This window comes from Glycomyces endophyticus (assembly GCF_039531525.1).
Lineage (GTDB): Bacteria > Actinomycetota > Actinomycetes > Mycobacteriales > Micromonosporaceae > Glycomyces > Glycomyces endophyticus.
On record NZ_BAAAQF010000002.1, the window covers coordinates 28,351 to 46,472 of the forward strand.

15 protein-coding genes and 2 tRNA genes are annotated in these 18,122 nt (G+C 72.4%); 3 read left to right on the plus strand and 14 right to left on the minus strand.

The features are described 5' to 3' along the window. Window positions 1-25: 25 nt before the first annotated feature. The 12 genes from ABD419_RS00855 to ABD419_RS00910 form a co-directional block, all read right to left on the minus strand. Entirely contained in the window at window positions 26-1,948 is a 1,923-nt protein-coding gene (locus tag ABD419_RS00855) for an FtsX-like permease family protein (RefSeq protein WP_344480584.1), read from the minus strand. Then, window positions 1,948-2,685, minus strand: coding sequence for an ABC transporter ATP-binding protein (locus tag ABD419_RS00860; RefSeq protein ID WP_344480586.1), 738 nt, complete (start codon window positions 2,683-2,685; stop codon window positions 1,948-1,950). Before ABD419_RS00860 ends, ABD419_RS00855 begins: the two co-directional genes overlap by 1 nt. Before the next feature lie 93 nt (window positions 2,686-2,778). Beyond that, on the minus strand, window positions 2,779-4,161 hold the full coding sequence (locus tag ABD419_RS00865) for a cellulase family glycosylhydrolase (RefSeq protein WP_344480589.1): 1,383 nt from the start codon (window positions 4,159-4,161) through the stop codon (window positions 2,779-2,781). Window positions 4,162-4,349: 188 nt separating this feature from the next. Further along, window positions 4,350-4,868 (minus strand): nucleotide exchange factor GrpE, encoded by a 519-nt coding sequence (grpE, locus tag ABD419_RS00870; RefSeq protein WP_344480592.1) that lies wholly within the window; start codon window positions 4,866-4,868, stop codon window positions 4,350-4,352. Next, the gene (locus ABD419_RS00875; RefSeq protein WP_344480595.1) at window positions 4,865-6,364 is read right to left on the minus strand and encodes an Hsp70 family protein; all 1,500 of its coding nucleotides are present in this window, start codon (window positions 6,362-6,364) and stop codon (window positions 4,865-4,867) included. The genes grpE and ABD419_RS00875 overlap by 4 nt, the downstream gene beginning before the upstream one ends. A gap of 9 nt (window positions 6,365-6,373) precedes the next feature. Continuing rightward, on the minus strand, window positions 6,374-7,486 hold the full coding sequence (locus ABD419_RS00880) for a J domain-containing protein (RefSeq protein WP_344480598.1): 1,113 nt from the start codon (window positions 7,484-7,486) through the stop codon (window positions 6,374-6,376). Between the two features lie 100 nt (window positions 7,487-7,586). Next, window positions 7,587-10,835: a trypsin-like peptidase domain-containing protein gene (locus tag ABD419_RS00885; protein ID WP_344480601.1), complete on the minus strand. Its 3,249-nt coding sequence runs from the start codon at window positions 10,833-10,835 to the stop codon at window positions 7,587-7,589. 8 nt (window positions 10,836-10,843) lie between these two features. Beyond that, window positions 10,844-11,164, minus strand: coding sequence for a trypco2 family protein (locus tag ABD419_RS00890; protein ID WP_344480604.1), 321 nt, complete (start codon window positions 11,162-11,164; stop codon window positions 10,844-10,846). Between the two features lie 107 nt (window positions 11,165-11,271). Next, window positions 11,272-11,577: a hypothetical protein gene (locus ABD419_RS00895; protein WP_344480607.1), complete on the minus strand. Its 306-nt coding sequence runs from the start codon at window positions 11,575-11,577 to the stop codon at window positions 11,272-11,274. 5 nt (window positions 11,578-11,582) lie between these two features. After that, window positions 11,583-12,674 (minus strand): serine/threonine-protein kinase, encoded by a 1,092-nt coding sequence (locus ABD419_RS00900; protein ID WP_344480610.1) that lies wholly within the window; start codon window positions 12,672-12,674, stop codon window positions 11,583-11,585. A 308-nt stretch (window positions 12,675-12,982) separates the two neighbouring features. Next, window positions 12,983-13,073, minus strand: a tRNA-Ser gene (locus tag ABD419_RS00905). Between the two features lie 75 nt (window positions 13,074-13,148). Then, the gene (locus ABD419_RS00910; protein WP_344480613.1) at window positions 13,149-13,925 is read right to left on the minus strand and encodes a CPBP family intramembrane glutamic endopeptidase; all 777 of its coding nucleotides are present in this window, start codon (window positions 13,923-13,925) and stop codon (window positions 13,149-13,151) included. Window positions 13,926-14,187: 262 nt separating this feature from the next. Here ABD419_RS00910 and ABD419_RS00915 point away from each other — a divergent pair, with 262 nt between their 5' ends. The 3 genes from ABD419_RS00915 (at window position 14,188) to mshD (ending at window position 16,251) form a co-directional block, all read left to right on the plus strand. Next, the gene (locus ABD419_RS00915; RefSeq protein ID WP_344480616.1) at window positions 14,188-15,027 is read left to right on the plus strand and encodes a hypothetical protein; all 840 of its coding nucleotides are present in this window, start codon (window positions 14,188-14,190) and stop codon (window positions 15,025-15,027) included. Window positions 15,028-15,083: 56 nt separating this feature from the next. After that, window positions 15,084-15,175, plus strand: a tRNA-Ser gene (locus ABD419_RS00920). A 134-nt stretch (window positions 15,176-15,309) separates the two neighbouring features. Beyond that, window positions 15,310-16,251, plus strand: coding sequence for a mycothiol synthase (gene mshD, locus ABD419_RS00925; protein WP_344480619.1), 942 nt, complete (start codon window positions 15,310-15,312; stop codon window positions 16,249-16,251). On the opposite strand, the gene ABD419_RS00930 is transcribed toward mshD, so the two are convergent. Both ABD419_RS00930 and ABD419_RS00935 read right to left on the minus strand, forming a co-directional pair. Next, a complete protein-coding gene (locus ABD419_RS00930) occupies window positions 16,238-16,999 on the minus strand; it encodes an NUDIX hydrolase (RefSeq protein WP_344480622.1) in 762 nt (253 codons plus the stop codon). The genes mshD and ABD419_RS00930 overlap by 14 nt on opposite strands. Window positions 17,000-17,094: 95 nt before the next feature. Further along, on the minus strand, window positions 17,095-18,120 hold the full coding sequence (locus tag ABD419_RS00935; RefSeq protein ID WP_344480625.1) for an inorganic phosphate transporter: 1,026 nt from the start codon (window positions 18,118-18,120) through the stop codon (window positions 17,095-17,097). Window positions 18,121-18,122 lie beyond the last annotated feature (2 nt).

The following is an 18,122-nucleotide window of genomic DNA, read 5'->3' on the forward strand; positions in this document are numbered from 1 at the left end:
AACGGAATATGTCGAGCGGGGCCCGTCACTCGCGGGACGCGACCAGGCGGATCGGCGGCGTGCGCGTCGCCGACAGGGCCGTGACCAGGCTCGTCACCCCCACGACCGCGGCGGCGCCGAGAGCGAGGCCCGCGAGCAGCGGCCACTGGACGTCGACCACCGTGATCCCGATCAGGCGCCGCACCGCGACCGCGGTGCCGAGGACCGAGCCCGCCGCGGCGAGGGCGCCGAGGAGCAGGCCGATCGCGGCGACCGCCTGCGACTCCAGGAGCGCCAGCGCGACCACCTGGGCGCGGCCGAGGCCGGTGACGCGCGCGGCGGCGAACTCGCGGCGGCGGTTCGACGCGGCGATCACGACGGCGTTGACGATCGCGATCGCCGTGTACAGCATGGTCATCCCCAGCAGCACGATCATGATGTTCCGCGTGAGGCGCTCGTCCTCCGCGGCCGCGGCGTCGACCCACGCCCCCACGGTGGTCACCTCGCCGAACGCCGCGAGCCGGGCGGCCGCGTCGTCGCGGTCCGCGCCGTCGTCGAGCCGCACCACGTGCCGCCACTCGCCGGCGTCGGCGGGCAGCAGGTCGGGCGAGAGGAGGTAGTGCGGTCCGGCCACGGTGGGCGGCAGCAGCGCGGCGATCCGCACCTCGACGTCCTCGCCGCCCAACCGCATTGGGAGGACGTCGCCCACGCGCCAGTCGCGCTCGTAGCCCTCGCTGGGGCTCACGGCGATCGCAGCGCCGGTCAGGTCGGCGAGGTCCCCGGCGACGGGCGCGACGTCATGGGTCGCGGTGTAGGCCGCGGGATCGACCGCGGTCCCGAGACCCGGCACGTACCAGCTGGTCCCGGCCTCGGCGAACGCGAGCTCGAACATGACCTCGGCCTCCGCGGACACGGCCGCGACACCGTCCATTCCGGCCAGTTCGGCCGAGGCGTCCCGGTCGGCGGCGACCAGCAGGTCGCCGTCCACAGTGCTCAGCACCTCCTGGCGGCCCGCCTCCCCCACGGTCGCCAGCGTCCCGCCGATGCCCGCGGTGAGCGCGAACAGCACCATCACGGGCGCGGCCGTGGACGCGCTGCGCCGCGCGTCCGAGCGCAGGTTCGACAGCGCCAGCTCGCCCAGCACGCCGCGGCACACCGTGCCGAGCAGCGCCGCGGCCAGCGGGACGACCAGCGGGGCCAGCGCGCTGAGGCCGATCACCAGCGGCACCGTCACCAGGAACGGCGTGAGCTGGACGAACCACACCGGCATCGCCGCGTCGCCGCCGGGGAAGAGCGCGAACAGGACCGCCGCGCCCGCGATGAACAGGACGCCGACGATCCAGCGCGAGACCGTCATGACCTGCGCGGCCGCCGCGCCCTCGCGGAGCGCCTCCTGGGGGCGGACGCCCGCGGCCCGGCGCGAGGACGCCAGCACGCCGAGGACGGCGATGAGCACCCCGGTGCCCAGCGACACCGCGACCACCCAAGGGCGCCAAGGGACTTCGAACCCGGGCGGGGCGAAGTCGAGCCGTTCGAGGAGCCGTGTCTGGACCCGCGCGACCGGCAGCCCGGCGACGACGCCGAGCGCGGAGCCGACGAGGCCGAGCAGCACCGCCTCCCCGGTGAGCAGCGCCCGGATCTGGCCCCGGCTCGCGCCGGTGAGCCGCAGGAGCGCGAGCTCGCGTCGGCGCTGGGCCACGGTGAACCCGAACGTCGAGGCGACGATGAAGACGGCGACGAACGCGGACAGGGCGAGCACCATCGACAGGAGCGTCGCGGCCCCGTCGTACGCCCCCTGGAGGGCCAGGGCCGCTTCGGGGTCGAGCCCGGACGGCACCGCCGCGCCCGCGGCGGCGACCAGCGCGAGGAGCGAGGACTGGACAAGCGCGGTGCCGATGCAGACGGTGAGGATCGCGCCCGCGAAGACCTGCCAGCGGTCGCGGAACGTGTGCCAGGCGAGGAGGAGCATCAGTCCTCCAGGGCGGCGAGGCGCTCGGCGACCTCGCGGGTCGAGGGGCGGTCGACGCGGTCGACGATCCGGCCGTCGCGCAGGAGCACGACCCGGTCGGCGCTCGCGGCCGCGGCGGGGTCGTGGGTGACCATGATCGTGGTCTGGCCGCGCTCGTCCACCATGCGGCGCATGAGGTGCAGGACGTCGCGGGCGGCCTTGGTGTCGAGGGCGCCGGTGGGCTCGTCGGCGAAGAGCACCGCGGGGCGGGTGACCATGGCGCGGGCGATGGCGACGCGCTGCTGCTGGCCGCCGGAGAGCTCGCGGGGGCGGTGCCGGCGGCGGTCGGCGAGGCCGACCGCGTCGAGGACCTCGTGCACGTCGCGGCGCTTCGGGCGCTGCCCGGCGAGGCGCAGGGGCATGGCGACGTTCTGCTCGGCGGTGAGGGACCCGATGAGGTTGAACGTCTGGAAGGCGAACCCGATCTCGGTGCGGCGCAGGCGGGTGAGTTCGGCGTCGGAGGCGTCGGTGATGTCGTTCCCGCCGATGCGGACCGTGCCGGAGGTGACCCGCTCGAGGCCCGCGGCGCAGTGGAGGAGCGTGGACTTGCCGGACCCGGAGGGGCCCATGACGGCGGTCCAGGACCCGGAAGGGAACGCGATGTGCACGTCGTCGAGGGCGCGCACGGCGGTGCCCCGGGAGCCGTACACGCGGGTGACGCCGGCGAGCTCGACCGGCGCGGGTGGGTGGTGGTTCATGCCCCCACGATGCGGTCGGGCCCTGACACGTCGCTGACACGACCCTGACGCGGGCCGCCCGCCGGGATGGCCCCGGCGGGCGGCGCGGGTCGGCTACTGCGGCAGGTTGGCGATCACGAACGGCGCGTGGCCGTGGAGGTGGTTGCTCCACCCCCCGGTCAGCGGCGCCCCGGCGGACAGCAGGTTCGTGGAGTCGTTGCCGACGTCCAGTTTCCATGCGGTCCAGGAGATCTTGTTCCCGCCCATCCAGTCGATCCACCGCTGGGCCTCGTCGAGGCAGACGCGCCCGTCGAGGCCGCCGTCGGCGGCGCTGGCGCCCCACTCGGTGACGAACAGGGCGAGGCCCGCGTTGATCGCGGTGTTGGCCTTGTCCCGGTTCCACTGCGCGTGCGTGCACGAGTAGAAGTGCAGCGTGTACATCAGGTTGGTGCCGGCCACGGGGTTCGCGGCGGCCACGTCGACGTCCTGCGACCAGGTCGGGGTGCCGAGCACCACGATGTTGTCCGGGTCCTGCGCGCGGATCGCGGCCACGACGGCCTCGTGGTACGGCTTGACGGCGCCGGCCCAGGAGACCTGCTCGGGCTCGTTGTACGGCTCCCAGATGACGTTCGGGAGGTGCCCGTAGCGGTCGGCGAGGTCGGTGAAGAACGCGACCGCCGCGGCCTGGTGCTGGTGCGCCTGGTGCGCGTGGAAGTCGACGATCACGTACACGCCCGCCTCGGCGGCGTTCTGGATGACGGTCTCCACCTGGGACTTCCAGCCGTTCGGGTCGTCGAGGTACGCGCCCTCGGGCTCGACGCCCATGGCGACGCGGAACACCTCGATGTTCCACTCGTCCCGCATCCACTCGAGCGCGTCGAGGTTCTGCGCGTACGGCTGGGTCTGCCAGTGCAGCCACATGCTGGAGACGCCGCGGAGCTGGATCTCCTGGCCGTCCTCGTTGCACATGTTGTTGCCGCACACGCTCAGCTGCCCGTGCCGCTCGACCGGGGTCCCGGCGGGCGGCGGGTCGGTCGGGTCGGGGTCGGTGGGCTCGGGCTCGGTCGGCTCCCCGCTGCCGTCCCCGCCGCACTCGACGCCGTTGACGGCGGCGTTCTCGATGTCCCCCGCACTGCCGCTCGCGGTGAACCCGAAGACCTCCCTCGTCTGGCCGGAGGCGATGGCGCCGTTCCAGCCCGCGTCGGAGGCCTCGAAGTGCCTGCCGCTGAGGGACTGCCCGGTGACGTTCCAGGCGCTGATGCCGGAGACAGCGCCGGTGAAGTCCCATTCCACGGTCCAGCCGTCGATCGGCTCGTCCGCGGTGATGCTGATGTTCGCCTGGAAGCCGGAGCCCCAGTCGCTCACCACGGTGTACTCGACCTCGCAGCCCTCGGCCGCGCTCGCGTGCTGCGCGCCCGCGATCGTGACGGCACTCGCCCCGAGCGCGGCGACGACCACCCCGACGACGGCCGTGCTCCTTCGTCTTCGTACCTGCATGACGTGCCCTCCAATGGGTCCCGACGAGAGCGGAAGCGCTCCCAATCGACACATCGAAGTTTGCCAATGCTTTGCCGCCGCGTCAAGGCCCGTCCCGCGGCACGGGCTTCCCCGTGTCCTCGTCGGGTCCTCCTCCCGAGGCGGGTCCGGGGGACGCCGACGGCGGCGTCCCCCGGGATCCCGGTCCGTCACGGTGCGGGCCGGCCGCGGCCCGGGGGCGGACCGCTGTTCGCGGTCTTGTTGACCACCACCGAGGCGTGCCGGATCACCGTCCGGCCACGCGCCCAGCCGCTGCTCCAGACCTCGACGATGGCGCCGTCCGGAAGCGACGGCTCGGCGGCGGTCCCCGCCGCCCGGTGGAGCGCCGGGTCGAACCCGCCGCCGGTGGGCACCGGATGGATGTCGACCATCGCCAGCGCTTCGAGCAGCTCCTCGCGGACGGACTCCGCCAGCACCGCATCGGAGCCCGAATAGCCGGTGAGCCGGTCGACCAGCCCTCCCATGGCGCTCACCAGCGGCAGCTGGAGCTCGCGGAACAGGCCGCCCTCGGCCTCCCTGAGCCGCTGCGACTGCTCGGAGATGATCGCCTGCTTGCGGTGCGACTCGATCCGGAGATGCTCCGCCTGCTCGACCAGCAGCGACTCGATGGCCTCGAGCCGGGCGAGCACCGCCTCCGCCGCGGTCGCCCGCTCCCCGCCGGTCGTCACTCCTCCTCCGGCATCGACCGCAGCCGGACGGTCGCCGCCGCCACTTCCTCGCTGCTCATGTTGTTCGGCCGCGGCAGATGGAAGTCCCCCAGCGGCCGGTTGTTGGTGACGTCGAGGATGTCCGCGTGGATCGTGCCGTCGACGTCGTACGCCATCGTGATGTGGATGGGCGCGCCCTCCGGCAGCCCGGGAGGCAGCCGGAGCGTGTCGACGTGGTGCACCTCGACGTCGGCCACGACCGCGGAGTCCCCCTCGGTGATCTCGAAGTCGAGATGCTCCTGCCTGGCGATCAGGGTGTAGAAGGTGTCCTGGAACTCGCAGGGGATCGTGGAGTTCTTGGGGATGATCACCGCGTTGTACGGCTGCTGCGTCGCCGCGTCCTGCACGATCGTGCCCATGCCGTGCGAGGTGACGTCGCGGATCGTCCGCTGCGGCCGGGTGCCCTCCTGCTCGGCGTCGAGGCTGGCCGCGATCAAGGCCGCCCCGATCGCGACGACCTCGTCGGGGTTGGCGTCGGACCTGGGCTTGGAGCCCGAGAGCCGCTCGACCATCGCCGCCACCATCGGCATCCGGGTGGAGCCGCCGACCAGCAGGGTGCCGTCGACGGCCGACCAGGCGATGCCGGCCTCGTCGAGGACCTCTTCGGCGATGTCCTCGGTCCGGCGCAGCAGCGGAGCGGACATCGCCTCGAACTCGTCCCGCGTGACGGAAGTCCTGAACAGACGGTTGTCCGCGGCGGTGTTGATCGACGTCCTGGTCAACTGGGTGAGGCGGCGCTTCGCCTCCTCGCAGTCCCGGCGCAGCGCCGCCTGGAGCGCGCCGTCGTCGAACAGGTCGGGTCCGCCCTGGGCGCCGACGTCGGCGTTGACGTGCGACATCAGGAGGTTGTCGAAGTCGAAGCCACCGAGGGCGCGGTTGCCGCCGGTCGCGACGACCTCGAAGCCCTCGTCGCCCACCTTCATGATGGTGACGTCGAACGTGCCCCCGCCGAGGTCGAAGACCAGGTAGGTCCCTTTGGTGTTCTTGGTGATGCCGTAGGCGATCCCGGCGGCGGTCGGTTCGTTGATGAGCCGCCGCACGTGCAGCCCGGCGATCTTCGCCGCGTCCTTGGTCGCGGTGCGGGCGGCGTCGTCGAAGTAGGCCGGGACGGTGACGACCACGTCCTTCTCGTCGGTGCCGAGATGGCGTCGCGCGTTGTCGGCGAGGTGGCGCAGGATGATCGCCGAGATCTCCTCGGGAACGTACTCCTTGCCGTTCTCGTCGGAGTGCGCCACGTAGCGGGTGCCCATGCGCCGCTTGACGAGTTCGACGTAGGAGTCGGGTGCGACCGCCGCCATGTTCTTCGCGGCGAGGCCCACCAGGGGCTGTATGCCGTCGAAGAACACCACGGACGGGGTGAGGCGCCCCGACTCGCCTTCGAGGATCTCGGGCGCGCCGTCCTCGTGGACGACGGCGACGGCCGAATAGGTGGTGCCGAGGTCGATTCCGATGGTCACTGGTGCTCCTCAGTTGCCGTTGCGGTTCATCCGGGTCACGATGGCGTTGATCTCCCACTGGGGCTTCTGGGCGCTCGCGATCTGGTACCAGGTGATGAGACCGCAGACGACGGCGGTGATCGGCACGAGGACGGCGCCGCTCTCGGTGGCCGAAGCGCACATGGCGATCGCAATGAAGGCGACCGCGGGGATGACGACGCCCCGGACGGGGAAGCCCGGCCAGAACCGCCTCGTGTGCATCGATCGGAGATACCCGTCGAGGCGGTGCGCCGCATGGACGACCTGCGGGTTGGAGGCCACCTGGAGGGCGCGGGCGGACGCCCGCTGCATCACCGACAGCTCGTACGGCGTGGTCACCATGTACTGGTCGCCGCTGCGGTGGGCCGGGACCTTCTCCGCCGACTCGATGAGCACCTCGGCGAGGTAGTCGCCGGTGAGGGCCCGGTCCAGCTCCCTCGGGGCCGAGGTGTACAGCTGCTCCAGGATCGGGACGGCCTCGTTGTACCTGGACATCTTCGCGAGCACGATCGCGGACGCCATCTGCCCCTGCGCGTGGTGGCCGGGAGACTGGGCGACCTTCCCGTACGCGGACAGCGCGCCCGCCTGATCGCCCAGGTTCTCGTGGATGAATCCGAGGTCCATGTAGAGGCCGGCGTCGTCAGGGGTGTAGTCGAGGGTCTGGCGGGCTTCGTACAGCGCGTCCTGGAAGTTCCCGAGGCCCACATTGGAGCGGTAGAGGGCGGCCCACACGCCGGCCGACTCGCCTTGGTGCTCACGGGCCTGCTTCGCGGCGTACGCCGCGGCGAGGTAGTCGTTCGCGGCGAGCGCGGCCTCCGCCCGGTCCAGCCAGTCGATGCCGGCCCCGGGCGAGGCCTGGGCCGCCTGCCCGCTCGCCCGGTGCGCCGCGAGGTCGCGGTCGTACTCGGCGCGTTTGCGGGGGTCGAGCAGGGTGGTCCGCGCCTGGTCGAGGAGGCGGATCATGTTCTCCGCCTCGTGGCGCTTGTTGATGTCAGGTGAGTTGATCCGCTTGTTCCACAGGCGGGCCTGCTCTTTGATCTTGGTTTCGATGTCGCCTACGTCTGCTGTCGGGTCGATTCCGACGACCGCGTACAGATCGTCCACTGGCGCCTCCGGGGGGTCGGTGAGCACAGGGATGTTCGAGGCCGATTCGGGGGTTCGGTTCGGCTTGGCCTCGGAGTGGCAGTCTATCCGTTGCGCGGCTTCAGGGTTGGCCCCACTTGCGGTGCTGGTCACCCGTTCGGGCGAGTCGCCGGTGGATCTGGCGCTGCGCGTCCCGGACGAGCGCCAGCCGTTCGGCGTACCTCCCGGGGGTCCGCGCGTCCAGTTCGGCGAGAACGGATTCGACCCGGCCGGCGAAGTAGAGGGCGTTCGTCAGGTCGGCGTTCAGGTCGAGTCTGACGGCCGTCGCGGTCTCCAGCGCCACGGCGACCACCGGCAGGCACCGCCCTCCGCCCAGCCGGAATCGCCGCTCGGCGACGTCGACCGCCTGGTCGGAAGCCTCCAGCGCCTCCGTGCGCCGGCCCGCGCGCGCGAAGTACGAGGCGATCTCCCCGAGGGCTTCGACGTGCTCGAGCATGTAGGCGCCGGGCATCCGCTCCGTGGCCTCCAGCCAGAGCCGCACCGCCCGGCGCTTCGGAGCGAGCGCCTCGCGGGGCCTGCCGGCGCTCTCGAGGTACCGCCCGAGCGCCTCGACCGCGCGCGCCAGCCGCGGCAGATGGACGGTCCGGTCGATGCGGACCAGGTCGTCTCCCAGTGCGACCGCGCGCTCGCCGAGCACGACCGCCTCACCGGCGCGTCCGACCCCCGCCAGGCTGGCCGCATGGGCGAACCGCGCCCGCTGCAGCTCCGGCAGGTACTCGTCGGGGTCGTCGCCGCACAGCTCCTCGAGCGAGCGTTCCGCGCGGCGGGCGGACACGAGGGCCTCCTGCGGCCGGTACGCCTCGAGCAGCGAGAAGCTCAGATTCGCGCGCGCCAGGGCGAGCCGGTCGCGGAAGTCCCCGTCGAGGGCCTCGTCGGAGTACTGCCACAGCTCGATGGCCCGCTGCGTCAGGTGGATCGAGGCGTCGGTCTCCCCGGCGATCGAGGTGGCGATCGAGAAGTTGTTGACCGCGCGTGCGAGATCGGGGATGAACTGCTCGTCGTCGCCGGCGAGCTGCTCGTACAGGTCCATCGCGCGCTGCTTCGCGACGTGGGCGGCGGTGTGGCGATCGTCGAGCTCCTGCCAGACGCCGAGTTCGGCCATGGAGTCGGCGAGCCTGGCCTTGGCCTCCGACTCCGGCGACGCGGCGTACCGCTGGCGCCAGTAGTGCACGGCCATGTTCGCGAGGGCCGATCCGAGGCCGGCGAGCGCCGGGTTGGTGGAGGGTATGACGCCGGCGAGCAGGATGTCGTCGGCGTGCTCGGCCACCGCCGAGTCGATGAGCTCGTGCGGCAGGTCCAGCGCCATCACGAGGTGCCGGGCCGCGGTCAGGTCGCGGCGTTCGAGCACGTCGCGGACGGCGGCGGCGACCAGCTGCGGCAGGCTGCTCTCGAGCAGCTCGGCGAGGGCGACGTGCTCCTCCGCGCCGGTGAGCGCCGACAGCGAGGTCGCGAGGTGGTCGCTGAGGTCCACTGCGACCACCGGGTACTCGTCGGCCGCGAGGAGCAGGGCGTGGACGAGCCGGGCGTGGTAGGCGGGATGCCGGTGGAGCACGGTCGAGTCGACCAGGTTCCGCACGATCTCGGAGCGGGTCCCGGTGTGGGCCAGCAGATGCGCGGCGATGAGGTCAGGTTCGACCGGGGCGACCCGGGCCTCGTCGCGGCTGGAGCCGGGATAGAGCTCGTGGAGCGCGTCGGATATGCCGGTGCGGCGCTCGGCGCTCGCGTCCGCGAGGGAGGGGACGGCGCGGAGCAGCTCGACCAGGTGGGCCTTGTACGGCGCGGTCAGGGTCGCTACGCACAGGGCCTCCATGCCGCGCTCGTGATCGGTGAGGACCGCGTGGCCGCCGCTGTCGGTCAGGGAGGCCCATCGGCTCCCCTCGCGCCGGATGAGCTGCCGCAGGAGCGCGTCTCGCGCGTCCCCCGCCGACGGGTCGGGGAGCGTCTCCCCCGCGGCCGCCATGAGCGCCGCGGCGTGGATGGTGAGCGGGCGGTCGTAGCGTTCGAGGCCGGGCGGGAGCTCGGCCTCCGTGCCGAAGCGGAGGGCGAACGCCCCGAACGCCTGCTGCGCGTGCGCATGCCGGACGTCGCTTCCGAAGCCGCCCAGCGGCAGCGCCTCCTGGAGGCGGACGAGGCGGTCGATGTTCGGGGCGTGGTCGCGGATGCGCTCGAACCATTCGCCCTGCGACCGGGCGACGAGCATGACCCGCACCGGGGCTTGGAGGACGCCGTCGCGCCGGAGCCTGGTGACGCGGGAGAGGAAGGCGCCGACGGTCTCCGCCTGCCGTTCGGGGTAGTCGCACACCGCGAGCAGCGGCGTGGTCGGCGGACGGACGGTGGCGAGTTCGGCGTAGTCGACGAACCCGGTGCGCCACCACCGGTCCGCCCGTGCGAGCCGGTCGCACACCTCGGCGGCGAGCCGCGACTTCCCGGTACCGGCGGGCCCGGTGAGCACCATGACGCTGAGATCCGGTTCCTCCGCGCCCGAGCGGGCCCACCGGAGGGCGTCGGCGATGATCCGGTTCGCCTCCCCTTCGGCGACGAACGGCACCACGTGGTTCCGGTAGTGGAGCAGCTCGAACAGGGACTCGTCGGCGCCGGAGACGGCGGGCAGCTGCTCGACGGGCTTGATGAGCGGGTCTTCGCCGGTGTTGACGACCAGTGGCAGGTCCGCCAGCATGCCCGCGGCCGGGAGCCTGGTCGCGAGGGTCGCCGCGCCCCGCATGATCGACTCGATCGGCACGCCGTGCAGCCGTCCGTTCCATTGCAGCGGAACGTGGGTGACGATGCCGAGCAGGTGCCCGTCGGGGTCCAGGATCCCCGCGCCGGAGATGCCCGCCCAGGTCCGGGCGTCCACCGGCAGCGGCGAGTGCACGGCGAGCGCGAGCCGCGGACTGCGGTCGTCGACGACGGGGAGCACGCTGACCTCGAGGTACTCGGGGTGCATCTGGTCCTTGCCGGCGCCGGCCTCCGGGAAGCCGACGACCGAGCAGCCGCCCAGGGGCCGGTCGCCGGTGTAGGAGCCGGCGGGGTGGCGGCCGGAAGGCCGGCCCAGGCGCGGCACGAGGAGGGCGGCCGCGTCCAGGCCCTCGAAGCGGATCACGCCGGTGACCTTGAAGGACTTGTCGCGGCCCCGCACCCGAAGCCGGGTCGCGTCCGACTGGGACTCGAGGTGGTCGAGCACATGGCCCGCGGTGAGCACGAGGCCCGAGTCGACGAGGTGGCCGCTGCCGATCAGCGCCTCGCTCCCGTCCTCGGCCGTGATGCGGATCTTGACCGCCGCGGCGGCGCGCCGGTTGATCCGACCTGCCATCGGCGCTCCTAGTCGCGGTCCTGGATCGGCGCGCGCGGGGAGACCGCGAACTCGCGCTCGTTCCCCGCGTCGTCCACATACGCGGGTTCGATCGTCAGGTGCAGCCGGTGGACGCGGTCGGACGACCGGTCGGCCGCCGCCTTGGCGGTGATCACCTTCCACACGCTCGCACCGGCTTCCGCGCCCGCCGACGCGTGCACCTCGAGCGCCAGCTCGAGCTCGATGGAGGAGATGTTCAGTCTGAGCTCGGGGTCGGCCCGGAGCCGGGCGTCCCTGAGTTCGTCGCGCAGGTGGGCGAGTGCTTCGCTGAGGGGGAGGCTCGTCGACATGGATCGACGATACCGATTCCCCGCCCGCTCCACGTCCCGCGCGGTCACGGGCGCTGCTGCACTGGGCCGCAGGACATCTGGGATCGGAGGCGGCGGAAGCCCGACGGTCAGGTGCGGCACCAGGCGCGGGTGGCGGGGAGCAGCACGAAGGTGAGAGCGGCGATCGCGGTGACGGCGGCCGCCGACGCGACGAGGTACACGAAGACGGAGAGCAGCGTCTCGAACGGGTCGTTGCCGCCGAACGAGAGGTCGCCGCCGGTCAGTACCACCTGCAGCGGGATCGTCATGGCCTGCAGGGCCGCCACTGCGGTCGCGGCGGCGATGAGTCCGACTCCGGCGCTCTCGCGGTGGAGGAGCCACCGGTTCCCCACCGTGATCGCGGCGATCGATGCGGCGGCGAGCACGATGTTCACCGCGATCACCGCTTTCGGCGAGCCCGGTGCGCCGAGCGAGAGCACCCCGGCGGCGAGCACGCACACGAAGCCGGGCAGGCACCACCACGCGAGGCGCCGCGCCGCGCGGACCGATCGGGGCGGCGCTTCGGGCCCGGCCCGGTCCGGCGCTTCAGGACGGCGGCGCTGCTCCGGGGGCCGGGTCGCCTGCGGCGGCGGCGTCTGCGCCCATGTCGGCCGGGCCGGGTCGGCCACCAGGGTGGGGCCGTCGTCCAGCCGCGTCGCGCCTTCGGGCGCGTGGGCGAGCAGCTCGGTGAGTTGCCGGCGCTGCGTGTGCCCGGCCAGGGGTTCGCGGTCGGTTCGACCTGGCCGATGAGGTCCAGCAGGTCGGCGGGCGTGGGGCGGTCGCGGGGGTCGGCGGTGAGGCACGGGGCCACGAGGTCGCGGAGGCGCCCGGGCAGGCCGGAGAGGTCGGGCTCGGCGCGCACGATGCCGGTGAGCACGTGGAAGGTGGCCGGGGCCGCGAACGGACTGGCGCCGTTCGCCGCGGCCGCGAGCACGGAGCCGAGCGCGAACACGTCCGAGGCCGGGGTCAGCGGGCGGGACTCGACCTGTTCGGGCGACATGAACTCGGGGGTGCCGATCACGCCGCCGGTGCGGGTGAGATCCGTTCCGGTGCGGGCGAGGGCGCGGGCGATCCCGAAGTCGATGACGCGAGGGCCGTCGCCGGTGAGGATGACGTTGCCGGGCTTGAGGTCGCGGTGGATGATCCCGGCGCGGTGGATCTCCGCCAGGGCCGCGGCGAGTCCTGCCGCGAGGCGCACCAGCGCCTGCTCCGGCAGGCCCCCGGCCGCCTCGGTCGCCTCTCGCAGCGTCGGCCCGAGGAGGAACTCGGAGGCCATCCACGGTGTCGGGCTGTCGGGACCGGCGTCGAGCACGGCCGCGGTGTAGCCGCCTGAGACGCGGCGCGAGGCGGCGACCTCCTCACGGAACCGCGCCCGGAATCCCGCATCGGCGACGTGCACGCCGTGCACGACCTTGACCGCCGCCCACCGCCCGTCCGGTCCGTACCCGAGGAACACCCGGCCCATCGCCCCCTGCCCCAACTCGGCGATCACGCTGAACCTGCCGAGCCGGTGGCGTTCTGTCGGGGGCAAGGGGTGCACGGGACCTCCAGAGCGGTGTCGAACCCGACCGGGGATGCGGTCGACCTCTCCGGCCCATCCTACGGATCTCGTTCAACGCCAGGCACAGTCGTGCTTCGCACAGGTCGGCGAGCCAGAGGAGACGACTGCGGGGACACTGTCCGATGTGGCAGTGTCCCCGCAGGTCGATCACGTCTTCATGCGATATGTGGCGGAGGCCCCGTATCTGGACCTCCTCCACTTCGTGGTGGAGGCCCTGCATTTGGACCTCCCCCACTTCGTGGCGGAGGATATGGGATTTGAACCCATGATCGGGTATCACCCGAAACCCGCTTAGCAGGCGGGCGCACTAGGCCACTATGCGAATCCTCCAGGAGCCGCACGTCAGACGTACGAGCATCGAGCATACCGGTCAGGAATCTAGTATGGTAACCGGGCTCGTCAGGCCTACAGCCAGCTCACGTGGGGTGCGACCAGGAGGTATCCGACGAAGGCGGCGATGTCGAGGAGGGTGTGGGCGACGACGAGGGGGCCGGTGCGCTTCCACTTGAGGAAGCAGAGCGCGAAGACCGCGCCCATGACGGCGTTGCCGATGAAGCCGCCGAAGCCCTGGTAGAGGTGGTAGGTGCCGCGCAGGAGGGCGTGGGCGGCGACGATGGTCGCGGGGCGCCAGGCGAGCTGCCGGAGGCGGGTGACGAGGTAGCCGACGCCGACGACCTCTTCGATGACCGCGTTCTTGAGGGCGGCGAGGACGAGGACCGGGACGGCCCACCACACGTCGTTCAGGTTCGCGGCCGCGATGGTCGCGTTCAGGCCGAGCGCGCGGGCGGTGAAGTAGAGGGCCAGGCCCGGGATGCCGATGCACGCCGCGAGGGCGGCGCCGCCGAGGAGGTCGAAGGCGGGCCGGCGGGCGTCGAGGCCGATGAGGCGGAACGGGTTCCCGCGGTCGAGACTGAGCAGGTGCAGCGCGAGGGCGACCGGGGCCATGGCGAGCGTGAGGCTCACGAGCTGCTGCGCGAGGTCGTACCAGGGCCGCTCGGCCTCGGCCCGCGCCGAGTTCATGGACTGCACGGAGTCGGCGAGGCCGCCGGGCTCGGTGAGGGTCCCGACGATGTCGACGATCGACCAGACCGCCGAGGCGCCCAGGGAGAGCAGGAGCACGATGACGACCTCGCGGCCGATCGTGCGGCGCGGGAGGAGGGGCGGGGCCTCGGTCTCGGACATGCGCACCAGAGTGCCAGAGCCCTGGACGCGGCCGTCGCGACGGGACCGATCGCACCGTGTGTGCGACGCGTCGCCCCGAGTCAGGCGCATGATCGTTCCTGTAAGGCGAGGTGCTGTGAAACTCATCCCACTCGGCGACGCTCACCATCACGGCACCTCGCCTGCCTACACCCCGTCGCCGCGCCGCGTCTGTCGGTTTATTGACACTCCGCTTGCATAATCAGGTAAGGTTAGCCAGTCCTTACCTGAGAGGGGTACCCTGATGCGGCTCGCGACTGCGGAGGCCCTCCCGGCCGTATTCGCATTCGCCGACGGCCCGGTCCCCGCCCCCCACCCGATGCGCGCGCTCCGCGCCGTCGCGGCCCGGGTCGAGCGCGAGGTCAGCCCCCACCCCGTCGCGGGCATCAGGTCCTGGCTCCACGGCGAGCCCGCCACCGACGCCGTCGAGTTCCACGCCGCCGAGCTCGCCTCCGGCGAGCGCGTCGAGGAGCTCATGGCCGCCGCCGCGGCCCTGTGGGGCGGCTCCGCCCACGCGAACGCCGCGCTCGCGTGGAAGACCTACTGCTACTGGACCCTCGCACCCGCCGTCCTCGGCTACACCGCCGCCCGCCGCGTCCCCGTCATGGACGCCGCGAACACCGTCTTCTCGGTGAGCGCCGACGCCCCGATGTTCTCGGTGCGGCAGGTCCGCCCGCGGTTCCTGGCGCTCCCGCACGACCCGTGCGCCGGCCGTCCCGACGTCGAGGTCGTCGCGAACGAAGGCGAGCTGCTGGACCGCCTGCGCGCCACCGCGTTCGACGACCACCTCGGACCGGTCCTCGACGCGTTCCTGGCCCGGGTCCGGGTCGGGCGCCGCACGCTCATGGGCTCGCTGGCCTCCGGCCTGTCGTACGCGGTCGCGTCGATGGCGCAGGTCGTGCCCGACCCCGACGACGTCATCGCGAAGACCCTGCTCGACGCGTTCGACGTCGCGCACCTGGTCGACGTCTCCACCGACGAGTCCGGCCGCCTCCTCTACCGCCGCCGCACCTGCTGCCTCGCCCTCACCATCGAGGGCGGCCGCACCTGCTCGACCTGCTGCGTCCAGACCGACCGCTGCTGATCTGCGGTTCCGCGTCATCCCGCGTTTGATAGATTGGCGCTTGCCTCGAAGGCCCTGGAGGGGTCGCATAGTGGACTAGTGCAGCGGTCTTGAAAACCGCCGTGGGTGTCACAACCCACCGTGGGTTCGAATCCCACCCTCTCCGCCATCAGTACGAACCGAACGCTGCGAAGGAACCTGACCGCCTCGGGTTGTGCTTCCGCGGTCGCCCGGCCGCGCTCTGGGCACATAAAAGGACTCAGCACCCCGGCACGGTGCTGAGTCCAGGAATAGAGTAACCCCATGGCGCAACATGCTTCACTTCCGGGTCGGGATATTCACAGAATCGTTACCATGGCCCGCCGCTGCGAGGAGGCCGACGGCATCGCCCCCTTCAACGAGCAGACCACCCTGGGACTGTCCCGGAACCCCGACAAGCATCGCAGGCATTTCGTTGTGCCCCTGAACGACTCGGTCATCGCGTACGCCGGCGCGGAGGTCGTCGGGGACGTCGCGGAAGCCGAGTTGGCGGTCGATCCGGCCCACCGGGGCAAAGGGGTCGGCGCCCGGCTGCTCGGCAACGTCCTCGACTGGATCGCGCCCTCGGCGGGCGAACTCCGGGTCTGGGGGCACGGCGACCTGGCCGCCTCGACGCGGTTCGCGGCGAAGCACGGGTTCGAGCGGGCGCGCGTGCTGTTCCAGTTCTCCCGCGACCTCCAGGGGTTCCCCTGGCCCGCCGAGTGGCCCGAGGGCGCCGGAAGGAACTGGCCGCGCGGCGACGCCCCAACGGCGGTGCTCGCCGACGGCGTCCGGCTGCGGCCCTTCAGGTCCGGACGGGACGAGGCCGAGTGGCTGCGGGTCAACGCCGCCGCGTTCGCCGACCACCCCGAGCAGGGCCGCTGGACCGCCGCGGACCTGCGGGCGCGCGAGGAGGAGTCCTGGTTCGACCCGGACGGCCTGCTCGTCGCCGAGGACGCCGAGGGGATGCTCGGCTTCCACTGGACCAAAGTGGAAGGCGGCGTCGGCGAGGTCTACGTGCTCGGCGTCGACCCGCGGGCCCAGGGCACCGGCCTCGGCCGGACCCTGACGCTGGCCGGGCTCGCCCACCTTGCGGCCCACGGCATCCGACAGGTCGACCTGTACGCGGACGAGTCGAACACGAAGGCGGTCGGCCTCTACCGCAAGCAGGGCTTCGAGGTGGTGCGCACCGACGTGCAGTGGTCCAGGAGCCTCACGCGCGGGTGAGCGCCCCCGCCGGGTACTCCTCTTCACCGGGCAGGACCAGCCGGGCCTCCCCTTCGCGGAGGCTGACGCGCGGCAGGATCGGCGACATCTCGCGCTGCTCGGCGGCGGCGAAGACCTCGCCCACGGTCGAGTACCGCGACAGCTCCGCGAGCGTCGTGGCCTCGGGCATCGACATCTGGCCGCCGTACTGGCACACGGCCTGCTCGGGGCCGATCCAGGTCGCGTACTCGGGTTCGCGCACGCGGATGCGCGGTTGGAAGCCCTCGGCGAGGGTCGCCACGTAGATCCAGGTGTCGAAGCGGACCGGCTCGTACTCGGGCGTCACCCACCGGGCCCACGCCCGCTGGAGGGCGACCATCGCGCCGGTCTCCTCCTCGACGGCCCGCACGCCGGTCATGGCGACGTCGGGGTCGTCGGGCTTGTGGCGGCCGCCCGGGAAGCCGTACAGCGAGCCCTTGAGGCCGCCCGCGGTCCGCTCATACGTGCCGTCCAGGTCCAGGTGGGCCCAGCGCTCGCGCGCGGTGGCCCCGGGGAGGTCGGCGCGGCCGATCGCGGGGAGCCCGAACGGCTCCTTCGCGGCGTGCCGCAGCAGGAACACCCGCAGCGGCGCCTCGCGCAGGAGGACGACGACGGCGGCGCGATCGGGCTCGGCCGGAGCGCCCTGCTCCTTGAGTCGGGCGAGGGCGCGAGCGGCCGACGTCGAGTCGACCGCCCGGAAGTCCCACTTCCCGAAGCGCTGGATGGACATGCACCCCACGCTAGTGCAATCCCGGCCCCCGCCAGTGCGCAACGGCGGAAACGGAGGCGGCCCGGCCGAGTGGGCCGGGCCGCGTCCGAAACGTCTTAACCGAGGAACTGGATGGGCAGGTAGAACAGGGCTCCCACCAGGGCCGCGATGGGGAACGTGATGATCCAGGCGATGACGATCGACCGGGCCACGCCCCACCGGACCGCGCGCTTGCCGCCGGTCGAGCCGACGCCCATGATCGCGGAGGTGATGGTGTGCGTGGTCGAGATCGGCGCGCCGAGCAGCCACGTGTTCGCGTACAGCACCGTGGAGGCGACGGTCTCGGCCGCGAAGCCCTGGGGCGGGCCGAGGTCGATGATGCGGCGGCCCATGGTCTTGATGATGCGCCAGCCGCCCGCGTAGGTGCCGGCGGCCATGACGGCGGCGGCGACCCAGTACACCCACTGCGGGATGTGCGTGGCGTCGTCCTGGATGCCGCCGACGTACAGCGCGAGGACGATGACGCCGATGATCTTGGCGGCGTCCTGCATGCCGTGGCCGAGGGCCATCGCGGCGGCCGAGACGGTCTGCGCGTGGCGGAAGCCGCGGTTGAGCTTGTCGGGGCGGCCGCGGCGGAAGAGCCAGTACACGGCGATCATGACCAGGAAGCCGAGGACGAAGCCGACCACCGGGGAGATGATCGTCGGGAGGACGATCTTGTCGACGATGCCGCTCCACAGGACCCAGTCGTTCGCGTTGCCCGCGATGACGAGGCCGCCGGCCATGGTCGCGCCGACGATGCCGCCGAACAGCGAGTGCGAGGACGAGGTCGGCAGGCCGTAGTACCAGGTGATGAAGTTCCAGGTGATGGCGCCGAGGAGGCCGGACATCACGATGAGGAGGCCTTCGATGCCGGTGGGGAGGACCACGAGGCCCTCGGCGACGGTCTTGGCGACCTTCGCGCCGAGGTGCGCGCCGACGAAGTTGCCGACCGCGGCCATGCCGAGCGCGACGCGGGGCTTGAGCGCCCGCGTCGAGATCGAGGTGGCGATGGCGTTCGCGGAGTCGTGGAAGCCGTTGGTGTATCCGAAGAGGAGCGCCGCGGCGATGCAGAGGAATACCGCGATGGTGACGCTGTCCACGC